The organism is Streptomyces sp. NPDC006743 (genome assembly GCF_040703815.1).
Classification (GTDB): Bacteria; Actinomycetota; Actinomycetes; order Streptomycetales; family Streptomycetaceae; genus Streptomyces.
Window position 1 is genome coordinate 80,191 of sequence record NZ_JBEYJA010000004.1, and the last position, 22,380, is coordinate 102,570.

Sequence of the window (22,380 nt, forward strand, 5' to 3'; positions counted from 1 at the left end):
GGGCACGCATCTCCTCGGCTACTCAGCTGTTCGGCCCCGGGAACCGTCGGCTCATCGTACTGTGGGCCGCCTCGCGCGCGGTTCAGTCCAGCACCGGCAGCAGCTGCGGCAGGTGGCCGTCGGAGGCGGTCGCCGTGCGCTGCCGCTCCTCGGGGACCTCGCCGTAGACCGTGGTGCGCGGCCGGGCGGGGCGGCCCGCCGCTTCCGCGACCGCGATCAGGTCCTTGACCGACTTGTAGGAGCCGTAGGAGGAGCCCGCCATGCGGGAGATGGTCTCCTCCATGAGGGTGCCGCCCAGGTCGTTGGCGCCGGAGCGGAGCATCTCGGCGGCGCCGTCCGCGCCCAGTTTGACCCAGCTCGTCTGGATGTTGGAGATCCAGGGGTGCAGCAGCAGGCGGGCCATCGCGGTGACCGCCCGGTTGTCGCGGGCCGTGGGGCCGGGGCGGGCGATGCCGGCCAGGTAGACCGGGGCGTTGGTGTGGATGAAGGGGAGGGTGACGAACTCCGTGAAGCCGCCGGTCTCCTGCTGGATGCGGGCCAGGGTGCGGAAGTGGCCGAGCCAGTGGCGGGGCTGGTCGACGTGGCCGTACATCATCGTCGACGAGGAGCGGATGCCCAGCTCGTGCGCGGTCCTGACGACCTCGATCCAGGTGGCGGTGGGCAGCTTGCCCTTGGTCAGGACCCAGCGGACCTCGTCGTCCAGGATCTCCGCGGCCGTCCCGGGGATGGTGTCCAGGCCCGCCTCCTTGGCCGCGGTCAGCCATTCGCGGATCGACAGGTTGGTGCGGGCCGCGCCGTTGACCACCTCCATCGGCGAGAACGCGTGCACGTGCATGCCGGGGACGCGCTCCTTGACCGCCCTGGCGATGTCGAAGTAGGCGGTGCCGGGCAGGTCCGGGTGGATGCCGCCCTGCATGCAGACCTCCACCGCGCCCACCTCCCAGGCCTGCTGGGCGCGGTCGGCGACCTGGTCCAGGGAGAGGGTGTAGGCGTCGGCGTCCGTGCGGCGCTGGGCGAAGGCGCAGAAGCGGCAGCCGGTGTAGCAGACGTTGGTGAAGTTGATGTTGCGGGTGACGATGTACGTCACGTCGTCGCCGACCGCCGCCCTGCGGACGTCGTCCGCGATCCGGGCGAGGGCGTCCAGCGCCGGGCCGTCCGCGTGCAGCAGCGCCAGGGCCTCGGCGTCGGTCAGCCGCGTCGGGTCGTCGGCGGCGGTGCGCAGGGCCTGGCGGACGTCGGTGTCGATGCGCTCGGGTGCCATGCCGGGCGCCGCCGCCTCGCGCAGGGCGTCCCAGTCGCCGTAGACCTCGTCGAAGTCGCCGCGGCGGTCCCCGGTGCGGCCCTCGGCGTCGATCGCGGTGTGCAGGTCGGTGCGGCCGGAGGCGGTGAACGCCTCGTCCGGTTCCTGCCAGGGACGCCCCTCCACGGCCGCGTCCTCGCGGGCCAGGCCGGTCGCCGGGTCGGCGAGGGCGCGCACGTGCGGCAGCAGGCGCGGGTCGAGCCAGGGCTCGCCCCGGGTGACGAACTCCGGGTAGACGCAGAGCCGTTCGCGCAGCTCGAACCCGGCGGCGGCGGAGCGCTCGCGCAACTGGTCGATCTGCGGCCAGGGGCGTTCGGGGTTGACGTGGTCGATGGTGAGCGGGGAGACGCCGCCCCAGTCGTCGATGCCGGCCGCGATGAGCCGTTCGTACTCGCCGTCGACGAGGTTGGGCGGGGCCTGGAGGCAGGCGGCGGGGCCCATGATGTGCCGGGCGACGGCGACCGTGGCGACCAGGTCGTCCAGTTCGGCGTCCGGCATGCCGCGCATCGCCGTGTCCGGCTTGGCGCGGAAGTTCTGGATGATCAGCTCCTGGACGCCGTGGTGGGCGCGGGCGACCTTGCGCAGCGCGAACAGGGACTCGGCGCGCTCCTCGAACGTCTCGCCGATGCCGATCAGGATCCCGGAGGTGAAGGGGACGGAGGAGCGTCCGGCGTCCTCCAGGACCCGCAGCCGCACGGCGGGCTCCTTGTCCGGGGAGCCGTGGTGCGGGCCGCCGGGCTCGGACCACAGGCGGGTCGCCGTGGTCTCCAGCATCATGCCCATCGACGGGGCCACGGGCTTGAGGCGCTGGAAGTCCGTCCAGCTCAGGACGCCCGGGTTGAGGTGCGGCAGGAGGCCGGTCTCCTCCAGGATGCGGATCGAGACGGCGCGGACGTAGGCGATGGTGTCGTCGTAGCCGTGCGCGTCGAGCCATTCGCGGGCCTCGGGCCAGCGGTCCTCGGGCTTGTCGCCGAGGGTGATGAGGGCTTCCTTGCAGCCGAGTGCGGCACCGCGGCGGGCGATGTCCAGGACCTCGTCGGGGGACATGAACATCCCGTGTCCGGCGCGGCGCAGCTTGCCGGGGACGGTGACGAACGTGCAGTAGTGGCACTTGTCCCGGCAGAGCCGGGTCAGCGGGACGAAGACGCTCTTGGAGTAGGTGATGACACCGGGACGCCCGGCGGCCTCCAGGCCGGCGTCGCGCACCCGGGCGGCGGAGGCGACGAGGTCCCGCAGGTGCTCGCCGCGGGCCTGGAGCAGCACCGCCGCCTCGGCGACGTCGAGGGCGACGCCGTCCCGCGCACGTTTGAGGGCGCGACGCAGGGAGTTCTCGGTGGGGCCGGTTCCGGAGGTCGCGGAAGTCGTCATCCTCCGAGCATACGATCGCGATCACGCTGATCAGCGCGGGCGGCCGCGGCCGGGACACGCGCACGGGCGGCCCACCCGGCCGGGGCGGGGGCGGGCGGGCCGGGGCGGGCGCGGGCGGTAGGAGCGGGCGCGAGCCGTACGCGCAGGCGCGAGCCGTACGCGCAGGCGCGAGCCGTACGCGCAGGCGCGAGCCGTACGAGCAGGCGCGAGCCGTACGAGCAGGCGCGAGCCGTACGAGCAGGCGCGAGCCGTACGAGCAGGCGCGAGCGGGCGGACGCGGCACGGACGCAGGTGGCCGGCCCGCTCCCCCGGTGAGCGCGCGCCTCCCGTGGCGCGCCCCCGGGGCGTGTCGCGTAAGTCCCGCCCGCCCCGCGGGCGGACGGCACCGTTTTCGAGACACGCCCTAGGCTGACGGCCCATGACCCGCCACAGCGAGCTGAAGCACCGGATGGTGACCCGCTTCCAGCGGTACGTCGCCAATCCGGTGAACCGGCGTCTGCCCTCGCAGACCCTGCTGGAGACCACCGGCCGCGTCTCCCATCTGCCCCGCCGCACCCCCGTGGGCGGACGCCTCACGGACGGATCCTTCTGGTTCGTCTCCGAGTTCGGCCTCAAGTCCCAGTACGTCCGCAACATCCAGGCCGACCCGGCCGTCCGCGTCCGCATCCGGGGCCGCTGGCACCACGGCACCGCCCACCTCCTGCCCGGCGACGACGCCGTGGCCCGGCTGCGCCGCCTGCCCCGGTTCAACAGCGCGGCGGTGCGGGCCTTCGGGACGGATCTGCTGACGGTGCGGGTGGATCTCACCGACTGAGCGCCCTCCGCAAGAGGAGAGCTTGTGCAAGCCTTGTGAGGCAGGGCACCACGCCCTGTGATCGCTGTCTCCCGGAGCTGACGCATCTGCCATGAACAAGGCAAACTGGCCTCTCGGCGATGGACAGTTCGGCAGCGGTCAGGGAGCAGCGATGGACGGTGTACCGCGAGTACCGGAGCAGCGGCGTGCCGAGCGGTCGGCCGCGCTGCGCTTCTGCGTACTCGGACCGGTGCGCGCCTGGCGCGGCGAGGAGCTGCTGCCCACCGGCTCGCCCCAGCAGCGCGCCCTGCTCGCCGCGCTGCTGCTGCGCGAGGGGCGCACGGCGACGGCGTCCGAGCTGATCGACGCCCTGTGGGGTGAGGAACCGCCCTCGCAGGCGCTGGCGGCGGTCCGGACGTACGCCTCCCGGCTGCGCAAGGTCCTGGACCCCGGCGTCCTGGTCAGCGAGTCCGGCGGATACGCCGTGCGCGGCCTGGGCGAGGGCGCGCTGGACGCCGGGACGGCGCAGGACCTCTCCGCGCAGGCGGACAAGGCCCGCGCCGCCGGGGACCTGCACCGGGCGCGGACGCTGCTCGGCCGCGCGCTGCGCCTGTGGGACGGCGAGCCCCTGGCGGGGGTGCCCGGCCCGTACGCCGAGGCGCAGCGGGTGCGCCTGGAGGAGTGGCGGCTGCAACTCCTGGAGTCGCGGCTCGACATGGACCTGGAACAGGGCTGCCACGGCGAGGCGGTCTCGGAACTCACCGCGCTGACCGCCGCCCACCCGCTGCGCGAACGCCTGCGCGAACTGCTGATGCTCGCCCTGTACCGCAGCGGCCGGCAGGCGGAGGCGCTGGCCGTCTACGCGGACACCCGCCGTCTGCTCGCCGGCGAACTGGGCGTTGACCCGCGCCCGGAGCTGCGCGCGCTCCAGCAGCGCATCCTCCAGGCGGACCCCGCCCTGGCCGAGCCCTCCGCCCCCGCCCCGGAACCCGCCGCGGCCCCGGTGCGCCCCGCCCAACTGCCCGCCACCGTCCCCGACTTCACCGGGCGCGCGGCCTTCGTCAGCGAGCTGAGCGACATGCTGGCCTCGGCCGAGGGCCGGGTGATGGCCGTATCGGCGCTGGCCGGGATCGGCGGAGTCGGCAAGACGACCCTCGCCGTGCACGTCGCGCACCACGCCCGGGCCGCCTTCCCCGACGGCCAGCTCTACGTGGACCTCCAGGGCGCCGGGCAGCGCGCCGCGGAACCGGAGACGGTCCTCGGCTCCTTCCTGCGCGCCCTCGGCACGGCGGAGTCCGCGATCCCCGACTCCCTGGAGGAGCGGGCCGCCCTGTACCGCTCGGTCCTGGACGGCCGCCGGATCCTGGTGCTGCTGGACAACGCGCGCGACGCCGCCCAGGTCAGACCCCTGCTGCCGGGCACCGAGGGCTGCGCCGCGCTGGTCACCTCCCGGGTGCGGATGGTCGACCTGGCGGGCGCGCACCTGGTCGACCTGGACGTGATGAGCCCGGAGGAGGCGCTCCAGCTCTTCATCCGGATCGTCGGCGAGGAGCGGGTCGCCTCGGAGCGGGAGGCGGCGCTCGACGTGGTCGCCGCCTGCGGCTTCCTCCCCCTCGCCATCCGTATCGCCGCCTCCCGGCTGGCGGCCCGCCGCACCTGGACGGTCTCCGTCCTGGCCGCCAAGCTGGCCGACGAGCGGCGCCGCCTGGACGAACTCCAGGCGGGCGACCTGGCCGTGAAGGCCACCTTCGAACTCGGCTACGGCCAACTGGAGCCGGCCCAGGCCCGCGCCTTCCGTCTGTTGGGCCTCGCCGACGGTCCGGACATCTCCCTGGCGGCGGCAGCGGCCGTGCTCGACCTGCCCGCCGAGGACACCGAGGACCTGCTGGAATCCCTCGTCGACACCTCCCTCCTGGAGTCCGCCGCCCCGGGCCGCTACCGCTTCCACGACCTCGTCCGCCTCTACGCCCGGGCCTGCGCCGAACGCGACGAGCGCACCCCTGGCGAACGCGACGCGGCGATGTCGCGCCTGCTGGACTTCTACCTGGCCACGGCGGCGGGCGTGTACGCGATCGAGCGGCCCGGGGACCGGCTCGTCGACCACCTCGCCGCCACCAGGTACCCCGGTCTCGTCTTCCCCGACCGCAAGGCCGCCCGGGACTGGCTCTACACCGAGGCGGACTGCCTCCTCGCCCTCGCCCGCCGCAGCGCGGAGCGTTCGGCCTCGCTCCGGCGCGCCACCGACCTGCTGTGGGCCGCGCTCGACATCTCCGAGTCGGGGGCCAACTCCCGGGAGTACGAGGCGACCGCGAAGGCGCTGCTCGACGCGGCCCGGCGGGCCGGTGTGGCGCAGGTGGAGGCCCGGGCCCTGATGACGCTGGCGCACGCGCACGTCGACGCCGGCCGCTTCGAGATGGCCGACCAGGAGGCGGAACAGGTGATCCGCCGCGCCATGGACGCCGACGACCTCCTGCCGGTGTGCTGGGCACGCAACGCGCGCGGCATCATCGCGCTGTACCAGAGCCGCAACGAGGACGGCGAGCGGCATCTCACCGAGGCCATCCGGCACTTCCGCATCCTCCAGGACCGGCCCGGCGAGGCCAGCGCGCTGTGCAACCTCTCCCGCATCCACCTGGCGACGGGCCGGACCAGGAGCGCGGTGGCCCTGGCGCAGCAGGGCATCGGCATCTACGACGCCATGGGGAACTCGATGCGGGGCGCCAACGCCCGCTACGCCCTGGGCATGGCGCTCACCCAGAGCGGCCGGCTCGACGCCGCCGCCGACAGCCTCACCGAGGCGCTGGGTGTCTTCCGGGACAGCCGGCAGCGGCTCTGGGAGGGAATGACGCTGTTCCGCCTGGCCGAGGTGGACATCGCCGCGCAGCGCCCCGCGCAGGCCGCCGCCAACGCGGAGCTGGCCCTCACGGTGCTGCGCGGCATCGGCGGCGAGTGGCGGCGCGGCAACGTGCTCACCGTTCTGGGCCACGCCCTGACGGGCATCGGGCAGACGGACCGCGCGCGGGTGTGCTGGCGCGACGCCCTGCGCATCTACGAGGAACTGGGCGCGCCCGAGGCCGCCGCCGTGAGCGAACTGCTGCGCCCGGCCCAGGCCGTGTGAGGAGCGGACTTCCGCGCCCGGCGCGGGCCGTGCGGGGTCCGCGGGGACGGCACCGGCGCGTTCATCGAACGTTTATCGCCTCGCGCCATGCTCGACCCAGTCGATCCGTCGCGTCGGGGGGCAGACGGGTCACTGCGAGGGGCCCCGCACTGGCGAACTAGTGTGAGCGGCCCAGGAATGCCCGCCCGGGCACACTCGGGGGAGTGACCGGGCGGGCTTCCAGCGCCCGATGAGGAACACACCGAGTGGAGCGAAGAGCATGAGCGACGAGTCGGTCATCAAGCCCCAGGACATGCACGCCACCGGCACGAAGGACGGCGAGGCCGCGGCAGCCGTCGCTCAGTCCGGGGACGGCGACGTGACGACGCAGGACATGCACGCCACGGACGAGCCTGTCACGGTCAAGGACATGCACGCCACGTCGGAGCCCTTCAAGCCGACGAGGTAAGCCCGCGTACCGGGGGGACCGGACGGGGGGATCACGGGGGATCACGGGGGATCGGCCGGGGGGCCACAGAGGGGGGCACGGGGGAACAGGGGGGCACGGGGGATCGGCCGCGGCGGCGCGGAGGGGGAGCCGTCGCGGCCGACGTGTGTTCGGGGGCGGGCCTGGCCCCGCGTCCGAGGAGGGCGTCGCGGCCGACGTAGGTTCGGGGGCCCGGCCTGGCCGCGCGTCCGGTGCGGGCCGTCAGTCGACCGCCGGAGCCGCCGGGGCCGCCAGGGCCGCCAGGGCCGCCAGGGCCACGGTGCAATGGGCCGGGCGGGCCACGTCGCCGGGTGCGCCGGCGGCCACGCGTACCGTCCGCCTGCCGTTCGCGGGCACGTCGGTCTCCTGGAGCGCGGAGCGGATCGTGCCGCCGGGGCGTCCTGGAAGGCGACGGTGGCGGTGAACATGCCGCGCCTGCCGTGGGGGTTGGTCGGTCGGACCGTTTGAGTCCGCGCCCCCGTGTCCGCACGGGCGGCCCCCTACCCCGTGGTGCGGGCCGTGCCCGTGCCCTTCTCCGCGTCCAGGGCGTACACGCAGCGGTCCTTGCTGCACGCGTACACGACGCCGTCCCGGACGACCGGGGAGCCGGTGATCTCGCCGCCGGTCGCCAGTTTCCAGCGCAGGCGGCCGTCGTCGGCCTTCAGCGTGTACAGGAGGTGGTCGGTGGAGCCGAAGTGGATGCGGCCCTCGGCGACCGCCGGGGAACCGACGATCTCCCCGCCGGACTGGAAGCGCCACTTGGGCGTCCCGGTCACCGCGTCCAGGGTGTACAGGCCCTTGCCGCTGCCGACGTGCACATGTCCGGCGGCGACCAGGACCGGGTCCACGCAGGACCGCGCCTCGGTGGCGATGCGCCAGCGGTCGCGGCCGTCGGTGGCGTCCAGGGCGTACACGGTGCCGAGGTAGTCGGCCAGGTAGACACCGCCGCCGGTGACCGCCGGGCCGGGGGCGAAGGCCGGCGGGGAGAGGAAGACGGCCGGCGCCTCGAAGTGCCAGCGGACATGGCCGCTCGCCACGTCGAGGGCGACGACACGGGTACCGGCCGAGACGTACACGTAGCCGTCGGGGGCGGCCGTGAGGCGGACCGGCACGCCGCCGCAGGAGGCCGTGTCCCCGACGGGGTAGGACCAGCGTTCGTCGCCGGTGCGGGCCTCCAGGGCGCGCAGGCGCGCGTCCTGCCAGACGTAGACGGTGCCGTCGTGCAGGGCGGGACCGGCCTCCGGGGACTCGAAGTCGGTCTGGCAGCCGGTGATCTCCCACAGTTTCTGGCCGCCGGTGGCCTCCCAGGCCTGGACGCCGCCGCCGCGGGTGCCGGTGACGACGGTGCCCCGCTCGGCCTTGAGGGAGTACACCCAGGCGTCGGTCTGCAACCGCCACAGGTCGGCGCCGTCCCGGGCGTCCAGGGCGAACAGGGTGGGCCCGTCGGAGGCGTGCACGCGGCCGTCGGCGACCGCCATGGACCAGGCGACGTCCCGGGTCTTGAAGCGGCGCCGGCCGGTGGCCACGTCCAGGGCGTGCACCTCGAAGGAGGTGACGTAGACCAGGTCACCGGCGACGGACGGGGTGCCCCACACGTCGTTGGACATGCGGAAGCGCCAGGGGCGCCAGCCGGGCGCGGTCTCCGGCGGCACGCCGGTCACCGCCGGGACGACGGGCGCGGCGCCGGGCCGGGATCTGGACCAGGTGGCGGCCAGGCCCGCCTCCGGCGGGGGCGCCTTCACGGCGGCGGCGCGGGCGTCGGCGACGCGCGGGCCGGGCCCGATGGGCACCTGGGCGCCGGCCAGCCGCACCGGACCGGCGCCGGGGGCGCCGACCGGCGCGGGCATCGCGGGCAGCGGCGGCGCGGGCGGGGCCGGCACGACGGGGTCGTAGGAGGGCGGGGGCGGCGGCGGTACGGCGGGCCGGGCGCCGCCCGCCGGGCCGGCCGAGGTGGGCGGCGGGACGAGGCGTCCGCCGCGCCGGGACTCGATGAGGCCCACCGCCTGCTCGGGCAGCCAGGCCGACGCGGTGCCGCTGTCGTCGGTGCCCGAGCCGAAGAGGTGCGGGGCGAGCTGGGCCTGGAGGTCGGCGGGGGTGGGGCGGCCCGCGACCTCCATCTGCATGCAGGACTCGATCAGCGGACGCAGCTCGTCGGGGAGGCCTTCGAGGTCGGGTCCCTCGCGCAGCAGCATGAAGACCGTCTCGACCGGGTTGGCGCCGTGGAAGGGCGGGTGCCCGGTGGCGGCGAAGACCAGCATCGAGCCGAGCGAGAACACGTCGCTCGCACCCGTGACGCTGCGCGAGTCCTTGGCCTGCTCGGGTGACATGTAGGCGGGGGTGCCGACGGCGACGTTCGTCATCGTCAGACGGGTGTTCGAAACGCCGGAGGCGATACCGAAGTCGATCACCCGCGGCCCGTCCTCGACGACGAGCACGTTGGACGGCTTGAGGTCACGGTGGACCAGCCCGGCGCCGTGGATGGACTGCAGCGCCTCGGCGACGCCCGCCGCCAGCCAGCGCACCGCCTGCACCGGCAGCGGCCCGCACTCGGTCACTATCTCCTCGAGGGAGGGCGCGGGGACGTAGGCGGTGGCCAGCCACGGCACCGCCGCGCGCGGGTCGGCGTCGACCACGGCGGCCGTGTAGAAGCCGGAGACCGCCCGCGCGGCCTCGACCTCGCGCGTGAAGCGGACCCGGAAGAGCTGGTCCTCGGCCAGCTCGGTGCGGACCGTCTTGATCGCCACCCGCCGGCCGGACGCCGAGCGCGCGAGATAGACCAGCCCCATGCCGCCGGCGCCCAGCCGTCCCAGCACCTCGAACGGACCGATCCGCCGCGGATCGTGCTGCGTCAGCTGATCCACCACTTGCCTGCCACCTCCCCGTACGAGCCGCGCCACCTCCGTGTGTACGCGGCCCCCGTGCAGCGTCTCACCACCGCACCGCCGCGGCGGCACGCACTCCGATTCTTCCTGGCCGCGGCATCGGTGGCGAACCCGGCGACGAACCGGGATGTCCTGGTGCTTTTACGACGCAAAACGACGGATTCTCGCCGTGTGGACGCCACCGCTGGCCGGATTTGACCGCCTCATGGCGATTTCACCGGCTCCCGTACGACGGCATTCCACGCGCCGGGTGCGACGGCTCCGCCGCTCCGGGCGGCCGGCCGCGCCGCCACCGACGGCTTCCCCGCCGCCGACGGCGGCGCACGCGGTTTCTCTCACCGCTCCAGGACGGCGAAGGAGGCGCCCTGGTCGTCGGCGACGACCGCGACCGTGCCGTAGGACGTCTCGAACGGGGGCACCTGGACGCGGCCGCCGAGCCGGGCGGCCGTGCCGAGGGCGGCCTCGGCCCGCGCGACCCGGAAGTGGACGAGGAAGTGCGGCGGCATCTCGGCCGGGAAGACGTCCGTGACGGGGGCCCGGCCGAAGTCGGGGCGGGTGTCCCGGCCGAACAGGGCCTCGTGGAAGAGCCCGCCGTAGAAGGCGTTGGCCGTCTCGGTGTCGCGGGTGTAGAGCTGGGCCCAGTCGAAGCTGCCCGGCTGGTGGCGCACGCCGAAGCCCGCGTGCCGGCCCGGCTGCCACAGGCCGAAGACGGCGCCCTCGGGGTCGGCGGCCAGCGCGGCCGTGCCGTAGTGGCCGACCTGCCGGGCGTCGCCGACGATCTGCCCCCCGCCCGCCCGGATCCGCGCGGCCAGCGCCCCCATGTCCGGGGCCGCGAAGTACACCGTCCAGACGGTGGGCATCCGGCCGTCCGACTTCGGGGCGAGCGCGGCGACGGGCCGCCCCTCCAGCAGGGCCAGGACCGAGCCGCCGTACGCCTCCTTCTCCTCGAAGGTCCACCCGAAAAGCTCACCGTAGAACCGCCGGCCGGCGGCGGTGTCGGAGAGCTGCGCGTCCACCCAGCAGGGGACGCCCTCCGTGTACGCGGATGCCCTGTTTTCGGCCATGCCGTCAAAGTAGCCGGGACTCCCGCAGCCCGCAGACCAGGCACACCAGCCTCTCGGCGCCCGCGCACCCCATTTGCAGTCGGCCGAATCGCGCTCCCATCACCCCTCGGTAAGCTGACGACATGACAGGACAAGTGCGTACCGTCGACGGCCGCGTGGCCGGCCGGCGAGGGCAGGCGACCCGGCAGAAGCTGCTCGACTGCCTCAGCGAGATGCTCAGCTCCTCGCCCTACCGGGATGTCAAAGTCATCGATGTCGCCCGGAAGGCGGGGACTTCGCCCGCGACCTTCTACCAGTACTTCCCGGACGTCGAAGGTGCCGTCCTGGAGATCGCCGAGCAAATGGCCGCCGAGAGCGCCGACTTGACCGGCCTCCTCGAAGGCAGGTCCTGGGTCGGCAAGGCCGGCTGGCAGACCGCCCAGGAACTCGTCGACGGCTTCCTGGACTTCTGGCGCCGCAACGACGCGATCCTGCGCGTGGTCGACCTCGGGGCGGCCGAGGGCGACAAGCGTTTCTACAAGCTCCGTATGAAGATCCTGAACGCGGTGAACGGCTCCCTCACGGATTCGATTGCCGAACTCCAGTCCAAGGGAAAGATCGACAAGGACGTGAACCCGGCGGCGATCGCCGGTTCACTGGTCGCCATGCTCGCCGCGGTCGCCTCGCACCAGAAGGGCTTCACCTCCTGGGGCGTGAAGCAGGCCGAACTCAAGCCGAACCTCGCACTGTTGGTGTACCTGGGCGTCACCGGGAAGAAGCCGACGAGATAGCCGGTCCCCCGGCCCCGGGCGCCCGTGCGGCACCTCCAGGCCACAAGTCCTGTCAGGCAGGCGGCGGTTCACCCGAGTGGACCGCCGCCTGTCGCGTTGTGGGGCATCTCGGGAGAGGGTGCGCGGGTACGTCCCGGTGTGCACGAGCGTGACCGGTGTGCGCGAGGGGTGAGGGCCCGCGGGTACGTCCCGGTGTGCGCGAGGGGCGCAGGCGCGGGGGCGCAGGCGCGGGGGCGCAGGCGCGGAGGCGCGGTCCCGTACCGCGCGGCGGACGGGCGGCGGGCGCCGCCCGGGGGACGGCACCGGGTGATACTCGGGGCATGAACACGGAACTCGACGCCCTGCTGAGGTCGCTGCGCGTGTGGGACCCGGAGGTCACCGAGCTGCCCGCGTTCGACCCGGAGGAGGCGCCCGCCGCCCCGCTCCCCCTGTTCACCCGGTGGTTCGCGCAGGCGGTCGCGGCCGGTGAGCGCGAGCCGCACACCATGTCCCTGGCGACGGCCGACGAGGCCGGCGACCCGGACGTCCGCATCGTGATGCTGCACGGCGCCGACGCGGAGGGCTGGGCCTTCGCCACCCACGCGGACAGCCGCAAGGGCCGCCACCTCTCCCGACGCCCGTACGCGGCCCTCGTCTTCTACTGGCCCGTCCTGGGACGCCAGGTGCGGGTGCGGGGCCCGGTCACGACCGCACCCCACGAGCAGGCCCGCTCGGACCTGCACGCCCGCTCGGCCGGCGCCCTGGCCGCCGCCCTCACCGGCGCGCAGAGCCAGGTCCTGGACTCCCTCGGTGAACTGAGCCGGGCCTCGCGGGCGGCCTGGGACCGCGCCGGCCGCGAGCCGGACGCGGACGTCCCGTCCTGGACCCTGTACCGCCTGTGCCCCGACGAGGTCGAGTTCTTCCAGGGCGACGCCCGCCGCCGCCACGTACGCCTGCGCTACCGCCGTGCCGAGCGGGAGCGGACCGGCCCGGAGGGCTGGGTCAGGGAGCTGCTGTGGCCGTGACGGCGGCGCCGCCCGTCCGCCGTCACGGGGCGGGGGCGGCCGGCCGGAACCCGTACACCGCGAAGTCGGAGACCGGCCGGTAGCCGATCCGCTGGTACAGGCCGTTGCTGGTGGGGTTGGCCAGGTCGGTGAAGAGCAGCACCTCGGCCGCGCCGGACTCCACGGCGACGCGGCTCACCTCCGCCGTGACGGCGCCCGCGTACCCCCGGCCGCGCAGGTGCTCCGGCGTGTGGACCGCGGTCACCCGCACCTGCCCGGCGACCACCGGGGACCTGCCGGCCATGGAGACCGGGGTGCCGTCCGGGGTCTCCCAGAACGTCACGGCGCCGGATCCGGCGTGCTCCTCGGCCCAGTCCCGCGGGTCGCGCACGGCCGTCTCGCCGACGGCGGCGCAGAAGTCGGTGTACCAGCGGGCCAGCAGGCCGCGGTCCGCCGGGCCCGCCACCCGCGCCCGTCCCGGCGGGGCCGGCCGCGGCACGGTCAGCCCGCCGAGCCGGTACAGCCGCATCCGCCGCCGGAGAGAGGTACGGGCGCCGGTGCGGCGGTGCCAGGCGGCGGCGAAGGCGGCGGCCGTGTCCTGGTCGGCGTTGACGCCGGAGAGTCCCCCGGTGCCCGCGGGCCCCTCCGCGCCCGCGGGCCCCTCGACGCCCCCGGAACCGCCGGCGCCCGCGGTGCCCTCCCGCTCCGGTCCGGCCAGGCATGCCGCCAGGGCGTCGGCCTCCGCCTCGGTCAGCGGGGTGAGCACGAGCGGGTGCGGGGGCGTGCGGAAGAAGGCGGCCCGCACGCCGCGCGTGCCCGTCCGCGCCGCCGCGCCTTCCAGCACGCCGAACTCGGGGGCGCCGTCCCCGTACGTCCGTCCGCCGCGGGCGCGCAGGTTCTCCGTCACGGTCAGGTGCACGGTGTGCCGGTCGGGCCGGGAACGCAGGAACTCCCCGGCACGCGCGAGGAATTCGTCGAGGTCACGGGTGAGGTACCAGTCGTCGCAAGCCATGCCTCATGATTCCGCCCGGCCGTCGGGTCCGCCTCCGGATTTCTCGCCGGGGCCGGCCGGGGTCAGCGCGGCGCGGGCGGCTCGGGCTCGGGGTCCGTGGCCAGCCGGGCGTGCAAGTGGCAGTCCCGGAAGGCGTCGTGGCGACCCGCCTCCCACATCGCGCCGCGTGCGGTCCCCTCGTACAGGTAGCCGCAGCGCTCGGCGACGCGGCAGGACGCCTCGTGGCCGACGGCGTGGTCCAGTTCGAGGCGGTGCAGGCCGAACTCGGTGAAGGCCCAGCGGCCGGCGAGGAGCAGGGAGAGGGTGGCGACACCGCGCCCGCGCGCCTCCGGCAGCACCCAGTAGCCGACGCGCCCGGAGCGCATGGGGCGGCTGATGACGGCGACACTGACGTGGCCGAGCCGCTCGCCGGTCGCCTCGTCCGTGACGCAGAACGGCACGCCCGTGCCGTCGACGGCGCTCTGCACGTGGGCGGTGAGCGATTCGCGCGCGTCGGCCAGGTCCCGTTCCATGATGAGCGGTGTGTTCCAGCGCCGGAACTCCGGGTCGGACCGCCCTCGCAGCCAGCTCTCCAGATCGGCCTCGGACGCCGGGTCCCACAGACGGAGCCGCAGACCATGACCGCGCAGCTCGGGGGCGGGGCCGGCAAGGGACTTCTCAGGTATCTCGGCCATCCGGCCATTCTGGCCGAATGAGCGGGGCCGCCACATCCGGATTACCGGCCGCCGCACCGCCGGGCCGGCCACCCGGGGGCACGGCCAGGCGGGCACGCCGTCATCGGGCACGGGGCCGTCCGGGGCCCCGGCGCGGCGCCCTGCGCGGTCATGCGTGACCGATCCGCAACCAATTCCCGTCTTGACCGAGACCCATCAAGCGGGGGCGTGATTACGCTCGCGCTCATGGCCGACTCCCCGTCCACCAGCGCCGCCGCGTCCGCTCCCGTCCCGGGGCGCACCGACCGCCCCGTCTACGTCATCGGCGGCGGTCCCGGCGGTCTGGCCGCCGCGTACGCGCTGCGCGCGCGGGGCGTGCGCGCCGTCGTGCTGGAGCGGTCGGACCGCGTCGGGGCGTCCTGGCGGCGCCACTACGACCGCCTGCACCTGCACACCACCCGCCGGCTCTCCGCGCTGCCCGGCCTGCCGATGCCGCGCCGGTTCGGCCGGTGGGTGGCCCGCGACGACGTCGTGCGGTACCTGGAGAAGTACGCGGAGCACCACGAACTGGAGATCGTGACCGGCGTCGAGGTCTCCCGCGTCGAACGCGCCCCCGACGGCAGCGGCTGGCTGCTGCACGCCACCGGCGGCCGCAAGCTGACGGGCGCCGCCGTGGTCGTCGCCACCGGCTACAACCACACACCCCGCCTGCCGGACTGGCCCGGCCGCGCCGCCTACCCCGGCACCCTGCTGCACGCCGCCGACTACCGCTCGCCCGGCCCCTACGCCGGCCGGGACGTGCTCGTCGTCGGCATCGGCAACACCGGGGCCGAGATAGCCGTCGACCTCGTCGAGGGCGGCGCCGCGCGGGTACGGCTGGCCGTGCGCACCGTCCCGCACATCCTGCGCCGGTCGACCGCCGGATGGCCCTCGCAGTACACGGGCGTCCTGTGCCGGCGCCTGCCCGTCGCGCTCGTCGACCGGCTCGCCGGGCCGCTGACGCGGCTGAGCATGCCCGACCTGTCGGCCCAGGGCCTGCCCCGCCCGGACACCGGCCTGTACTCACGGGTCAAGGAGGGCGCGATCCCCGTCCAGGACGTCGGCCTCGTCGACGCCGTGCGCGGCGGCCGGGTCGAGATCGTGGCGGCGGTCGAGGGCTTCGAGGACGGCAAGGTCGTCCTCGCCGACGGCGACCGCATCGGGCCGGACGCCGTCATCGCCGCCACCGGCTACTCCCGCGGCCTGGAGCCCCTGGTGGGGCACCTGGGCGTACTGGCCCCGAACGGCAGGCCCGTCGTCCGGGGCGCCCGCACCGCCCCGGACGCGCCCGGCCTGTACTTCACCGGCTTCACCAACCCCATCAGCGGCATGCTCCGCGAACTGGCCCGGGACGCGCAGAAGATCGCCAGGGTCATCGCCCGCGCCCACCGCTGACACCGGCCCCCCTACGCGACCGCCACGGCGAGGGCGCGCGGCCGGCGCCGGATCACCAGTGCCATCAGCGCGGCCGCGGCGCACAGCGCCCCGGAGGCGTACCAGACGACGTCGTACGAGCCGAAGACGTCGCGGGCGACCCCGCCGAGGTAGGCGACGAGTGCCGCGCCGACCTGGTGGGAGGCGAGGACCCAGCCGAAGACGATCGCGCTGTCCTCGCCGTAGTGCTCCCGGCACAGGGCCAGGGTGGGCGGGACCGTGGCGACCCAGTCGAGGCCGTAGAAGACGATGAAGAAGATCATGGGCGGGTGCACGCCCGGCGCGAGCAGCATGGGCAGGAAGAGCAGGGCGACACCGCGCAGCGCGTAGTAGACCGCGAGCAGCCGGCGTGGCTCGAAACGGTCGGTGAACCAGCCCGAGGCGATGGTTCCGGCCACGTCGAACACACCGACGACCGCGAGCAGCGACGCCGCCGTCGTGACGGGCATCCCGTGGTCGTGGGCGGCGGGCACGAAGTGCGTCTGGATCAGGCCGTTCGTGGAGGCGCCGCAGATCGCGAAGGAGCCGGCCAGCAGCCAGAAGGGCCCGGTGCGCACCGCCGAGAGCAGCACGCCGAGCGTGCGGCGCGCGGCTCCCGGCACCGGGGCCGGCTTCGGTACGAACTCCGGTGCGCCGTACGGGCGTACGCCCACGTCCGCCGGGTGGTCGCGCAGCAGCAGCCAGACGAACGGCACGACGGCGAGCGCCGCCAGCGCCACGGTCACGGCCGCCGGACGCCAGCCGTGCGACTGGACCGTCCAGGACAGGACGGGCAGGAAGATCAGCTGGCCGGAGGCGGAGGCGGCGGTGAGGATGCCACTGACCAGGCCGCGCCGCTCGGTGAACCAGCGGTTGGTGACCGTGGCCGCGAAGGCCAGCGCCATCGAACCGGAGCCGAGGCCGACCAGCAGGCCCCAGCACAGCCACAGCTGCCAGGCGGCCGTCATCCACACCGTCAGGCCCGAGCCGACCGCGATCACGGTCAGCGCGACGGCGACCACCTTGCGGATGCCGAAACGGTCCATCAGGGCGGCGGCGAAGGGCGCGGTGAGGCCGTACAGGGCGAGGTTGAGCGAGACGGCGGCGCCGATCGTGCCGCGCGACCAGCCGAACTCCTGGTGCAGCGGGTCGATGAGCAGTCCGGGCAGCGAGCGGAACGCCGCCGCTCCGATGATGGTCACGAAGGTGACGGCGGCGACGAACCACGCGCGGTGCACACGCGCCCGGCGCCGGGACGGTGTCCGGGCCTCGGTGTCGAGAGCAGATTCCGTTGTCTGGGTCACGTCACTCAGCTTCGCGGGCGGCCCCGCACCCATCGAGTGGCCCGAAGGCCAGCATTCGCTAGGATCGGGCCATAGGATCGGGTCATGGACTCCGACACGGCTCCGGCTCCGGCTCCGGCTCCGGCTCCGGCTCAGCGCACCACCCTCGTGCCGTCCGCGGGCGCGGCCCCGCCCGTCAGCAGGGATCACAGCCTCGGCGCAGACCCCACCCCCGGCGCGGCCCCCTCCGCCGACGCGCCCCCGGCCCCCGGGACGAACCCCTCCGCCGATGCGGATCCGTTCACGGGCGCGGCTCCGTCCGCGGGCGCGGCTCCCGCCGGCGCCACAGCCCCCTCCCCTGATGCGCCGCCCTCCGTCAGCGCGGCCCCGGCCCCCGCCCTCGCCCCTCCGTCCGGGCAGTTCTCTCCGCACCGCGTGGTCGTCCTCGCGCTCGACGGGCTGCTGCCCTTCGAGCTGGGGATCCCGCACCGGATCTTCGGGCGCCCCAAGGACGCCGCGGGCTGGCCGCTGTACGAGGTCGTCACCTGCTCCGTCCGGCCGCCGGGCCCGGTGCGCACGGACGCCGACTTCTCGATCGTCGTCGCGCACGGACCGGAGGCCCTGGCCACCGCCGACACCGTGATCGTCCCGGCGTCCTACGAGCGGGGCCGGCTCTACGAGCAGGGCACGCTCCCCGAGGACCTGGCCGCCGCGCTCGCGCACATCCGGCCCGGCACCCGGCTCGCCTCCATCTGCACCGGCGTGTACGTGCTGGCCGCCGCCGGCTACCTGGACGGCCGCCCCGCGACCACCCACTGGGCCGACGCCGAGCGCTTCCAGCGGCTCTTCCCGCACATCGCCGTCGACGCGGACGTGCTCTTCATCGACGACGGCGACGTCCTGACCTCCGCGGGGGTCGCCGCCGGGATCGACCTGTGCCTGCACATGGTGCGCCGCGACCACGGCACGGCGGTCGCCAACGACGTGGCCCGCCGCACGGTCGTGCCGCCGCACCGCGACGGCGGCCAGGCGCAGTACATCCACCGGCCGCTGCCGGACCCGCAGCTGGCCACCACGACCAACGCCCGCGCCTGGGCGCTGGGACGGCTGCACGAACCGATCCAGCTGCGCGACATGGCCGAGCAGGAGGCCATGTCGGTGCGGACCTTCACCCGGCGCTTCCGCGAGGAGACCGGGATCAGCCCGGGGCAGTGGCTCACCCAGCAGCGCGTCGAACGGGCCCGGCACCTGCTGGAGTCCACGGACCTGTCCGTGGACCGGGTGGCCCAGCGGGCGGGCTTCGGTACGGCGCAGTCGATGCGGCAGCACCTCCAGGCGGCCCTCGGCGTGACCCCGACCGCCTACCGGCGCACCTTCCGGGTCGGGGACACCGGCCGGCCCGCCTAGGGTCTGTCCGACCGCTCCCCCGCCCCCCTCGCCCTCTCCGCCGCACAGAGCCTCTCCTTCTATGGCCCTTCTCACAATCCAGGCGAAAAGGGGATTTCGGTGACGGGAGTCACCGACCGGTGGCGGGTGTTCTGTCTATGTTTCGGCCATGCTGAAACGCTTGCGCTCCCTGCCGCGCCCCTCGCGGACCGGCGCCCTCCTCGCTTTTGCCGCGGCCCTGCTGTCCGCCGGCGCCCTGGGCGCCGCCGCACCGGCGCAGGCGCAGGACCAGGCACCGGACCAGTCCCGCGTGACGGCGGCGGTGCTCCCCCTGGACGGCTCCGGACGCGAACCCGCCGTGTACGGCGACGACGTCCCCTACGACACCGCCAGCATCATCAAGGTCGACATCCTCGCGACGGCGCTGCTCCAGGCGCAGGACGCGGGACGGACCCTTACCGCGCAGGAGCGCGCCTGCGCCGAGCCCATGATCCGGCACAGCGACAACGCCGCGGCGAACGCGCTGTGGCGCCGTATCGGCCGGGCGCCGGGGCTGGAAGCGGCCAACAAGCGGCTCGGGCTGACCGCGACGAAGGGCGGACCGGGCGCCAAGTGGGGCCTGACCCGGACGACGGCCAGCGACCAGATCCGGCTCCTGCGCGCGGTGTTCGACACGGGTGCCGCCGGCGGAACAGACGCGCGCGCCGGCACCGGCGGTGCGCTGAACGCCGACTCCCGCGCCTACATCCGGACCCTGATGAACACGGTCGAACCGGAGCAGGCCTGGGGCGTCTCGGCGGCCGGGACGCCGTCGGCCACGGCCCTGAAGAACGGGTGGCTCCAGCGCAGCACCTCCGGCCTGTGGGACGTCAACAGCGTCGGCCGCATCACGGTGGACGGGCACCGCTACCTGGTGGCGGTCCTCTCCGACGGCAACGCCTCGATGGGCGAGGGCGTCTCCCTGGTCCAGCGGACGGCGCGCGCCGCCGTCTCCTCGACGGTGTCCGGGCACTGACGCCGTAGGGTCCGAGCCGTGCGCGGGACACCGTCCACAGGCTGTGGACGGCGGGTTCCGGGTGGCGGCGCGCCCATGCCCGCCCCGAGCACGACACCGCGCGCCGCCATCCGGCTCCGGCGCCCCGGCCCACCCCCCTCGCTCCTGACGGGACCGGCCGGCGCCGACCTCACGACTCACACTCGTCGAGGGCTCCGGTCGCGGGCACCCTCGACGTCCCCTCACGGCGAATCGCTGCCCCAAGCGTGATCAAACGGACACGGTCCGTCAACAGCCGTCTGGCGATTTGCCCGTTGTGCCGGGATCGCAACGGGCGCGCACGGAAGCACCCCCGGCGCACGGGCTCCCGGCCGGTGCGGGGCCGGTGACGGAACCGTCCGCTCCGGCCGCGTCCGCACCGGGACTCACACCACCTCGTACCGCAGCCCTCCGCGGACCGCGCCCGGACAGGCGGTGAGGCCCTCGCCCAGGAACCGGGCGAGACCCGTCCCCCAGTGACCGGTGAGACCCGTGCCGGGCTGACCGGTGAGGCCCACGCCCCGGTAGGCCGCCGTCTCCAGCCCGGTTCCGCCGCACACCGGCGCCTGGCCCCCGCAGGCCGCGGGCACCGCGGTCACCGTCGCGGGCACCGCCGTCACCGCCGGGGGCGGCGGCGGACAGCGGTCCAGTTCGCACCAGATGCGCTTGCCCGCGCCCTCGGCACTCCAGCCCCAGCGGTCGGCCAGCCCGTCGACCAGGGCGAGCCCCCGGCCGTTCGTGGCCTCGTCGCCCGCGCGACGCGGTTGCGGCGCGCAGGTGCTGGCGTCGGCGACCTCCAGGCGCACGGTGGCCGCATCGGCCGCCGCGCCGGGCAGCGAGAGTCTGAGGACGGCCGGACAACCGGTGTGCACCACCGCGTTGGTGACCAGCTCGGAGACGAGCAGGACCAGGGTCTCGGCGAGCGGCTCGTCGGACGCTATCCCCGACCGGGCCAGACGCGAACGGGCCCACTCGCGGGCCCGCCCCACCTCCGCGGGGTCGGGCCGGATCTCCAGCTGCACTTGAAGCACCTGCACCGCTCACACCATCCGAACCGGCGGTCCCGTGACCCCGCGCCGGACGGGGCCACGATCACAGCCATTCTCTGCATGGCCAGAACAACGGCCAGAGCAAGGGTCACGGACTGTGACTCCCTTGCGAGCCAGCATGGTTGACGTACCGTCACCGCAACAAGCGCTTCGGGCATATTCCCGCGCGAAGGAGTACCCGTGCGGCATACTGTGCGACGCCCGCCGCGGGGAGTCGCACACATGGGCGGGACGGGCCGCCCGACCTCGCGAACAGCGGCACGCACCGCCGGATCCGGAGTCGCCGCCCGGGCAACACCGCGACCACCGGCCATCGGAACCACTCGCATCCCACACAAGGTACCCGAGCGGGGCGGCGACTCCGGGACGTGACGAGACCTGTCCGGGACCACCGTCCGGAGGCGACTCTCCGTGATCAAGGTGGGCCGCGGGTCCGCGGGGACCGGAACGCGAGCGGCCGGGTGGGCCGGTGGGCGCGGAGGCGCGCGGCACCCCGGCCCCGGGACGGTCTCCGGGCGCCTCTCACTCTGCGTCGCGGGAGCGCCGGGGCGGGACCGGCCGCCCGGCCCGCCGGGAGCGGCGGGCGGGGCGGAGGACTGCCTGGTGAGACCGGTGCGAGCGGCGCGGTGCCCTCGGGGCGGGAACGGGCGGGGCGCACCGGCGGGCCCGCCGCGCGCCGTCGGACCGCCCCGGCTCCCGCCGGGGTGATCCGGCCGCCGGTGCCGAGGGCGGCGCGCCGCGCCCACCCGCCGGCCGGGGCCGCACCGGACCCCGGCGCACGGGCCCGCGCACGCCTGCCGCACCGCCGCTGAGCCGCCGCGGGCCGCCGCGAACTCCTCGCGCGGCCGGGCGTGTTGCCCTCCCCGCTCGCACACCCGCGCGACCCAGGGCGCCGGTTCGACCGTACGGCCGTACGGCCTGCGGTCTTGCGGCCGTACGGTCGGCGGGCTTGCGGCCGTACGGTCTGCGGGCGTGCAGGCGTGCGGGCCACGGACGTGCGGGCTGCGGACGTACCGGCCACGGACGTGCGGGCTGCGGACGTACCGGCCACGGACGTGCGGGCTGCGGACGTACCGGCCACGGACGTGCGGGCTGCGGACGTACGGGCCACGGACGTGCGGGCTGCGGGCGTACGGTCACCTGCGGCCGGGCGCAGGAGGGGAACGGCGCCGGGACTCCCCTGCCGGTTCGGCCGGTGCTACTCGGTGACGGTGAAGTAGCGGGCGAACGCGGGCACGATGTCCTGTTCGCGGACCTGGCCGTCGGCGTCGGTGTCGAGCGCGGCGGCGGTCGCCCGCGCCACCTCCTCGGGCACCCCGAGCGCCCTGAGCACCCGCACGGTGTCCTCGACGCCCGCGGCGCCGTCGCCGTCGGTGTCCGCGACGGCCAGGGCCGCGTGCAGGAAGGGGCGCGCGATCTCCGCGAACCGCCCGGGGTTGTCCCGCAGCCGCTTGACCGCGCCGGTGACGAACTCCTCGCGGGTGATGCGCTGGTCGCCGTCCCGGTCGGCGATCCCCGCCATGCCCTGCCAGAAGGCCTCCGCGCCGGCGTAGAGGGCCTGGCCCTTGTCGGAGCGGGCGGCGGTGTGGAACTCGGCGAGCAGCGCCTTGGCCGCCATGCTGAAGTCCTCGCGGTCGATGTAGCCGTTGCCGTCCTGGTCGAAGGTGGCGAACCGGGCCCCGATCCTGCGCTCGTACTCGCTGCTGACCATGTCTTCTCGGGCCGCCTCACGTCTGGGGGTGCACTTGGCACGGAGCGTACGACGCGG

17 protein-coding genes are annotated in these 22,380 nt (G+C 75.0%); 8 read left to right on the top strand and 9 right to left on the bottom strand.

The genetic code is table 11. The features are described 5' to 3' along the window. Nucleotides 1–82: 82 nt before the first annotated feature. Nucleotides 83–2,668: a bifunctional FO biosynthesis protein CofGH gene (locus tag ABZ719_RS05000; protein WP_366723824.1), complete on the bottom strand. Its 2,586-nt coding sequence runs from the start codon at nt 2,666–2,668 to the stop codon at nt 83–85. A gap of 418 nt (nt 2,669–3,086) precedes the next feature. On the opposite strand from ABZ719_RS05000, the gene ABZ719_RS05005 reads away from it, so the two are divergent. The 3 genes from ABZ719_RS05005 (at nt 3,087) to ABZ719_RS05015 (ending at nt 7,027) form a co-directional block, all read left to right on the top strand. Next, nucleotides 3,087–3,482: a nitroreductase/quinone reductase family protein gene (locus ABZ719_RS05005; protein WP_366723825.1), complete on the top strand. Its 396-nt coding sequence runs from the start codon at nt 3,087–3,089 to the stop codon at nt 3,480–3,482. 151 nt (nt 3,483–3,633) lie between these two features. Next, nucleotides 3,634–6,579 (top strand): BTAD domain-containing putative transcriptional regulator, encoded by a 2,946-nt coding sequence (locus ABZ719_RS05010; RefSeq protein ID WP_366723826.1) that lies wholly within the window; start codon nt 3,634–3,636, stop codon nt 6,577–6,579. A 259-nt stretch (nt 6,580–6,838) separates the two neighbouring features. After that, nucleotides 6,839–7,027, top strand: a complete 189-nt coding sequence (locus tag ABZ719_RS05015; protein WP_366723827.1) for a hypothetical protein — start codon at nt 6,839–6,841, stop codon at nt 7,025–7,027. Nucleotides 7,028–7,267: 240 nt separating this feature from the next. Here ABZ719_RS05015 and ABZ719_RS05020 read toward each other — a convergent pair whose 3' ends face one another. The 3 genes from ABZ719_RS05020 to ABZ719_RS05030 form a co-directional block, all read right to left on the bottom strand. Continuing rightward, the gene (locus ABZ719_RS05020) at nt 7,268–7,402 is read right to left on the bottom strand and encodes a hypothetical protein (protein ID WP_366723828.1); all 135 of its coding nucleotides are present in this window, start codon (nt 7,400–7,402) and stop codon (nt 7,268–7,270) included. Nucleotides 7,403–7,545: 143 nt separating this feature from the next. Next, entirely contained in the window at nt 7,546–9,909 is a 2,364-nt protein-coding gene (locus ABZ719_RS05025) for a serine/threonine-protein kinase (protein WP_366723829.1), read from the bottom strand. Nucleotides 9,910–10,262: 353 nt separating this feature from the next. Beyond that, a complete protein-coding gene (locus ABZ719_RS05030; protein WP_366723830.1) occupies nt 10,263–10,991 on the bottom strand; it encodes a VOC family protein in 729 nt (242 codons plus the stop codon). A gap of 134 nt (nt 10,992–11,125) precedes the next feature. Here ABZ719_RS05030 and ABZ719_RS05035 point away from each other — a divergent pair, with 134 nt between their 5' ends. Further along, complete coding sequence (locus tag ABZ719_RS05035; RefSeq protein WP_366724019.1) at nt 11,126–11,761, top strand: TetR family transcriptional regulator; 636 nt, start codon at nt 11,126–11,128, stop codon at nt 11,759–11,761. A gap of 320 nt (nt 11,762–12,081) precedes the next feature. After that, nucleotides 12,082–12,765, top strand: a complete 684-nt coding sequence (locus ABZ719_RS05040; RefSeq protein WP_366723831.1) for a pyridoxal 5'-phosphate synthase — start codon at nt 12,082–12,084, stop codon at nt 12,763–12,765. 22 nt (nt 12,766–12,787) lie between these two features. Here the strand turns inward: ABZ719_RS05040 and ABZ719_RS05045 are convergent, their stop codons facing one another. Next, nucleotides 12,788–13,756, bottom strand: a complete 969-nt coding sequence (locus tag ABZ719_RS05045; RefSeq protein WP_366723832.1) for a GNAT family N-acetyltransferase — start codon at nt 13,754–13,756, stop codon at nt 12,788–12,790. Nucleotides 13,757–13,818: 62 nt separating this feature from the next. After that, nucleotides 13,819–14,430, bottom strand: coding sequence for a GNAT family N-acetyltransferase (locus ABZ719_RS05050; RefSeq protein WP_366723833.1), 612 nt, complete (start codon nt 14,428–14,430; stop codon nt 13,819–13,821). Between the two features lie 225 nt (nt 14,431–14,655). On the opposite strand from ABZ719_RS05050, the gene ABZ719_RS05055 reads away from it, so the two are divergent. Then, complete coding sequence (locus ABZ719_RS05055; protein ID WP_366723834.1) at nt 14,656–15,843, top strand: NAD(P)/FAD-dependent oxidoreductase; 1,188 nt, start codon at nt 14,656–14,658, stop codon at nt 15,841–15,843. A gap of 11 nt (nt 15,844–15,854) precedes the next feature. On the opposite strand, the gene ABZ719_RS05060 is transcribed toward ABZ719_RS05055, so the two are convergent. After that, the gene (locus ABZ719_RS05060; RefSeq protein ID WP_366723835.1) at nt 15,855–17,165 is read right to left on the bottom strand and encodes an MFS transporter; all 1,311 of its coding nucleotides are present in this window, start codon (nt 17,163–17,165) and stop codon (nt 15,855–15,857) included. Between the two features lie 414 nt (nt 17,166–17,579). Between ABZ719_RS05060 and ABZ719_RS05065 the strand changes: the two genes are divergently transcribed. Both ABZ719_RS05065 and ABZ719_RS05070 read left to right on the top strand, forming a co-directional pair. Further along, nucleotides 17,580–18,551: a helix-turn-helix domain-containing protein gene (locus tag ABZ719_RS05065; protein WP_366724020.1), complete on the top strand. Its 972-nt coding sequence runs from the start codon at nt 17,580–17,582 to the stop codon at nt 18,549–18,551. A gap of 148 nt (nt 18,552–18,699) precedes the next feature. Further along, nucleotides 18,700–19,545: a serine hydrolase gene (locus tag ABZ719_RS05070; RefSeq protein ID WP_366723836.1), complete on the top strand. Its 846-nt coding sequence runs from the start codon at nt 18,700–18,702 to the stop codon at nt 19,543–19,545. Between the two features lie 404 nt (nt 19,546–19,949). Here ABZ719_RS05070 and ABZ719_RS05075 read toward each other — a convergent pair whose 3' ends face one another. Together ABZ719_RS05075 and ABZ719_RS05080 are read right to left on the bottom strand one after the other, a co-directional pair. After that, nucleotides 19,950–20,585 carry an ATP-binding protein gene (locus ABZ719_RS05075; RefSeq protein WP_366724021.1) on the bottom strand — a complete coding sequence of 212 codons (636 nt, stop codon included), beginning with the start codon at nt 20,583–20,585 and terminating at the stop codon, nt 19,950–19,952. Nucleotides 20,586–21,810: 1,225 nt separating this feature from the next. Then, a complete protein-coding gene (locus ABZ719_RS05080; RefSeq protein ID WP_366723837.1) occupies nt 21,811–22,323 on the bottom strand; it encodes an EF-hand domain-containing protein in 513 nt (170 codons plus the stop codon). Nucleotides 22,324–22,380 lie beyond the last annotated feature (57 nt).

Coding starts and splice junctions, on each gene's coding strand:
- ABZ719_RS05080 (WP_366723837.1), bottom strand. CDS start 22,323: ATGGTCAGCAGCGAGTACGAGCGCAGGATCGGGGCCCGGTTCGCCACC.
- ABZ719_RS05010 (WP_366723826.1), top strand. CDS start 3,634: ATGGACGGTGTACCGCGAGTACCGGAGCAGCGGCGTGCCGAGCGGTCG.
- ABZ719_RS05050 (WP_366723833.1), bottom strand. CDS start 14,430: ATGGCCGAGATACCTGAGAAGTCCCTTGCCGGCCCCGCCCCCGAGCTG.
- ABZ719_RS05070 (WP_366723836.1), top strand. CDS start 18,700: ATGCTGAAACGCTTGCGCTCCCTGCCGCGCCCCTCGCGGACCGGCGCC.
- ABZ719_RS05015 (WP_366723827.1), top strand. CDS start 6,839: ATGAGCGACGAGTCGGTCATCAAGCCCCAGGACATGCACGCCACCGGC.
- ABZ719_RS05045 (WP_366723832.1), bottom strand. CDS start 13,756: ATGGCTTGCGACGACTGGTACCTCACCCGTGACCTCGACGAATTCCTC.
- ABZ719_RS05040 (WP_366723831.1), top strand. CDS start 12,082: ATGAACACGGAACTCGACGCCCTGCTGAGGTCGCTGCGCGTGTGGGAC.
- ABZ719_RS05030 (WP_366723830.1), bottom strand. CDS start 10,991: ATGGCCGAAAACAGGGCATCCGCGTACACGGAGGGCGTCCCCTGCTGG.
- ABZ719_RS05005 (WP_366723825.1), top strand. CDS start 3,087: ATGACCCGCCACAGCGAGCTGAAGCACCGGATGGTGACCCGCTTCCAG.
- ABZ719_RS05055 (WP_366723834.1), top strand. CDS start 14,656: ATGGCCGACTCCCCGTCCACCAGCGCCGCCGCGTCCGCTCCCGTCCCG.
- ABZ719_RS05000 (WP_366723824.1), bottom strand. CDS start 2,668: ATGACGACTTCCGCGACCTCCGGAACCGGCCCCACCGAGAACTCCCTG.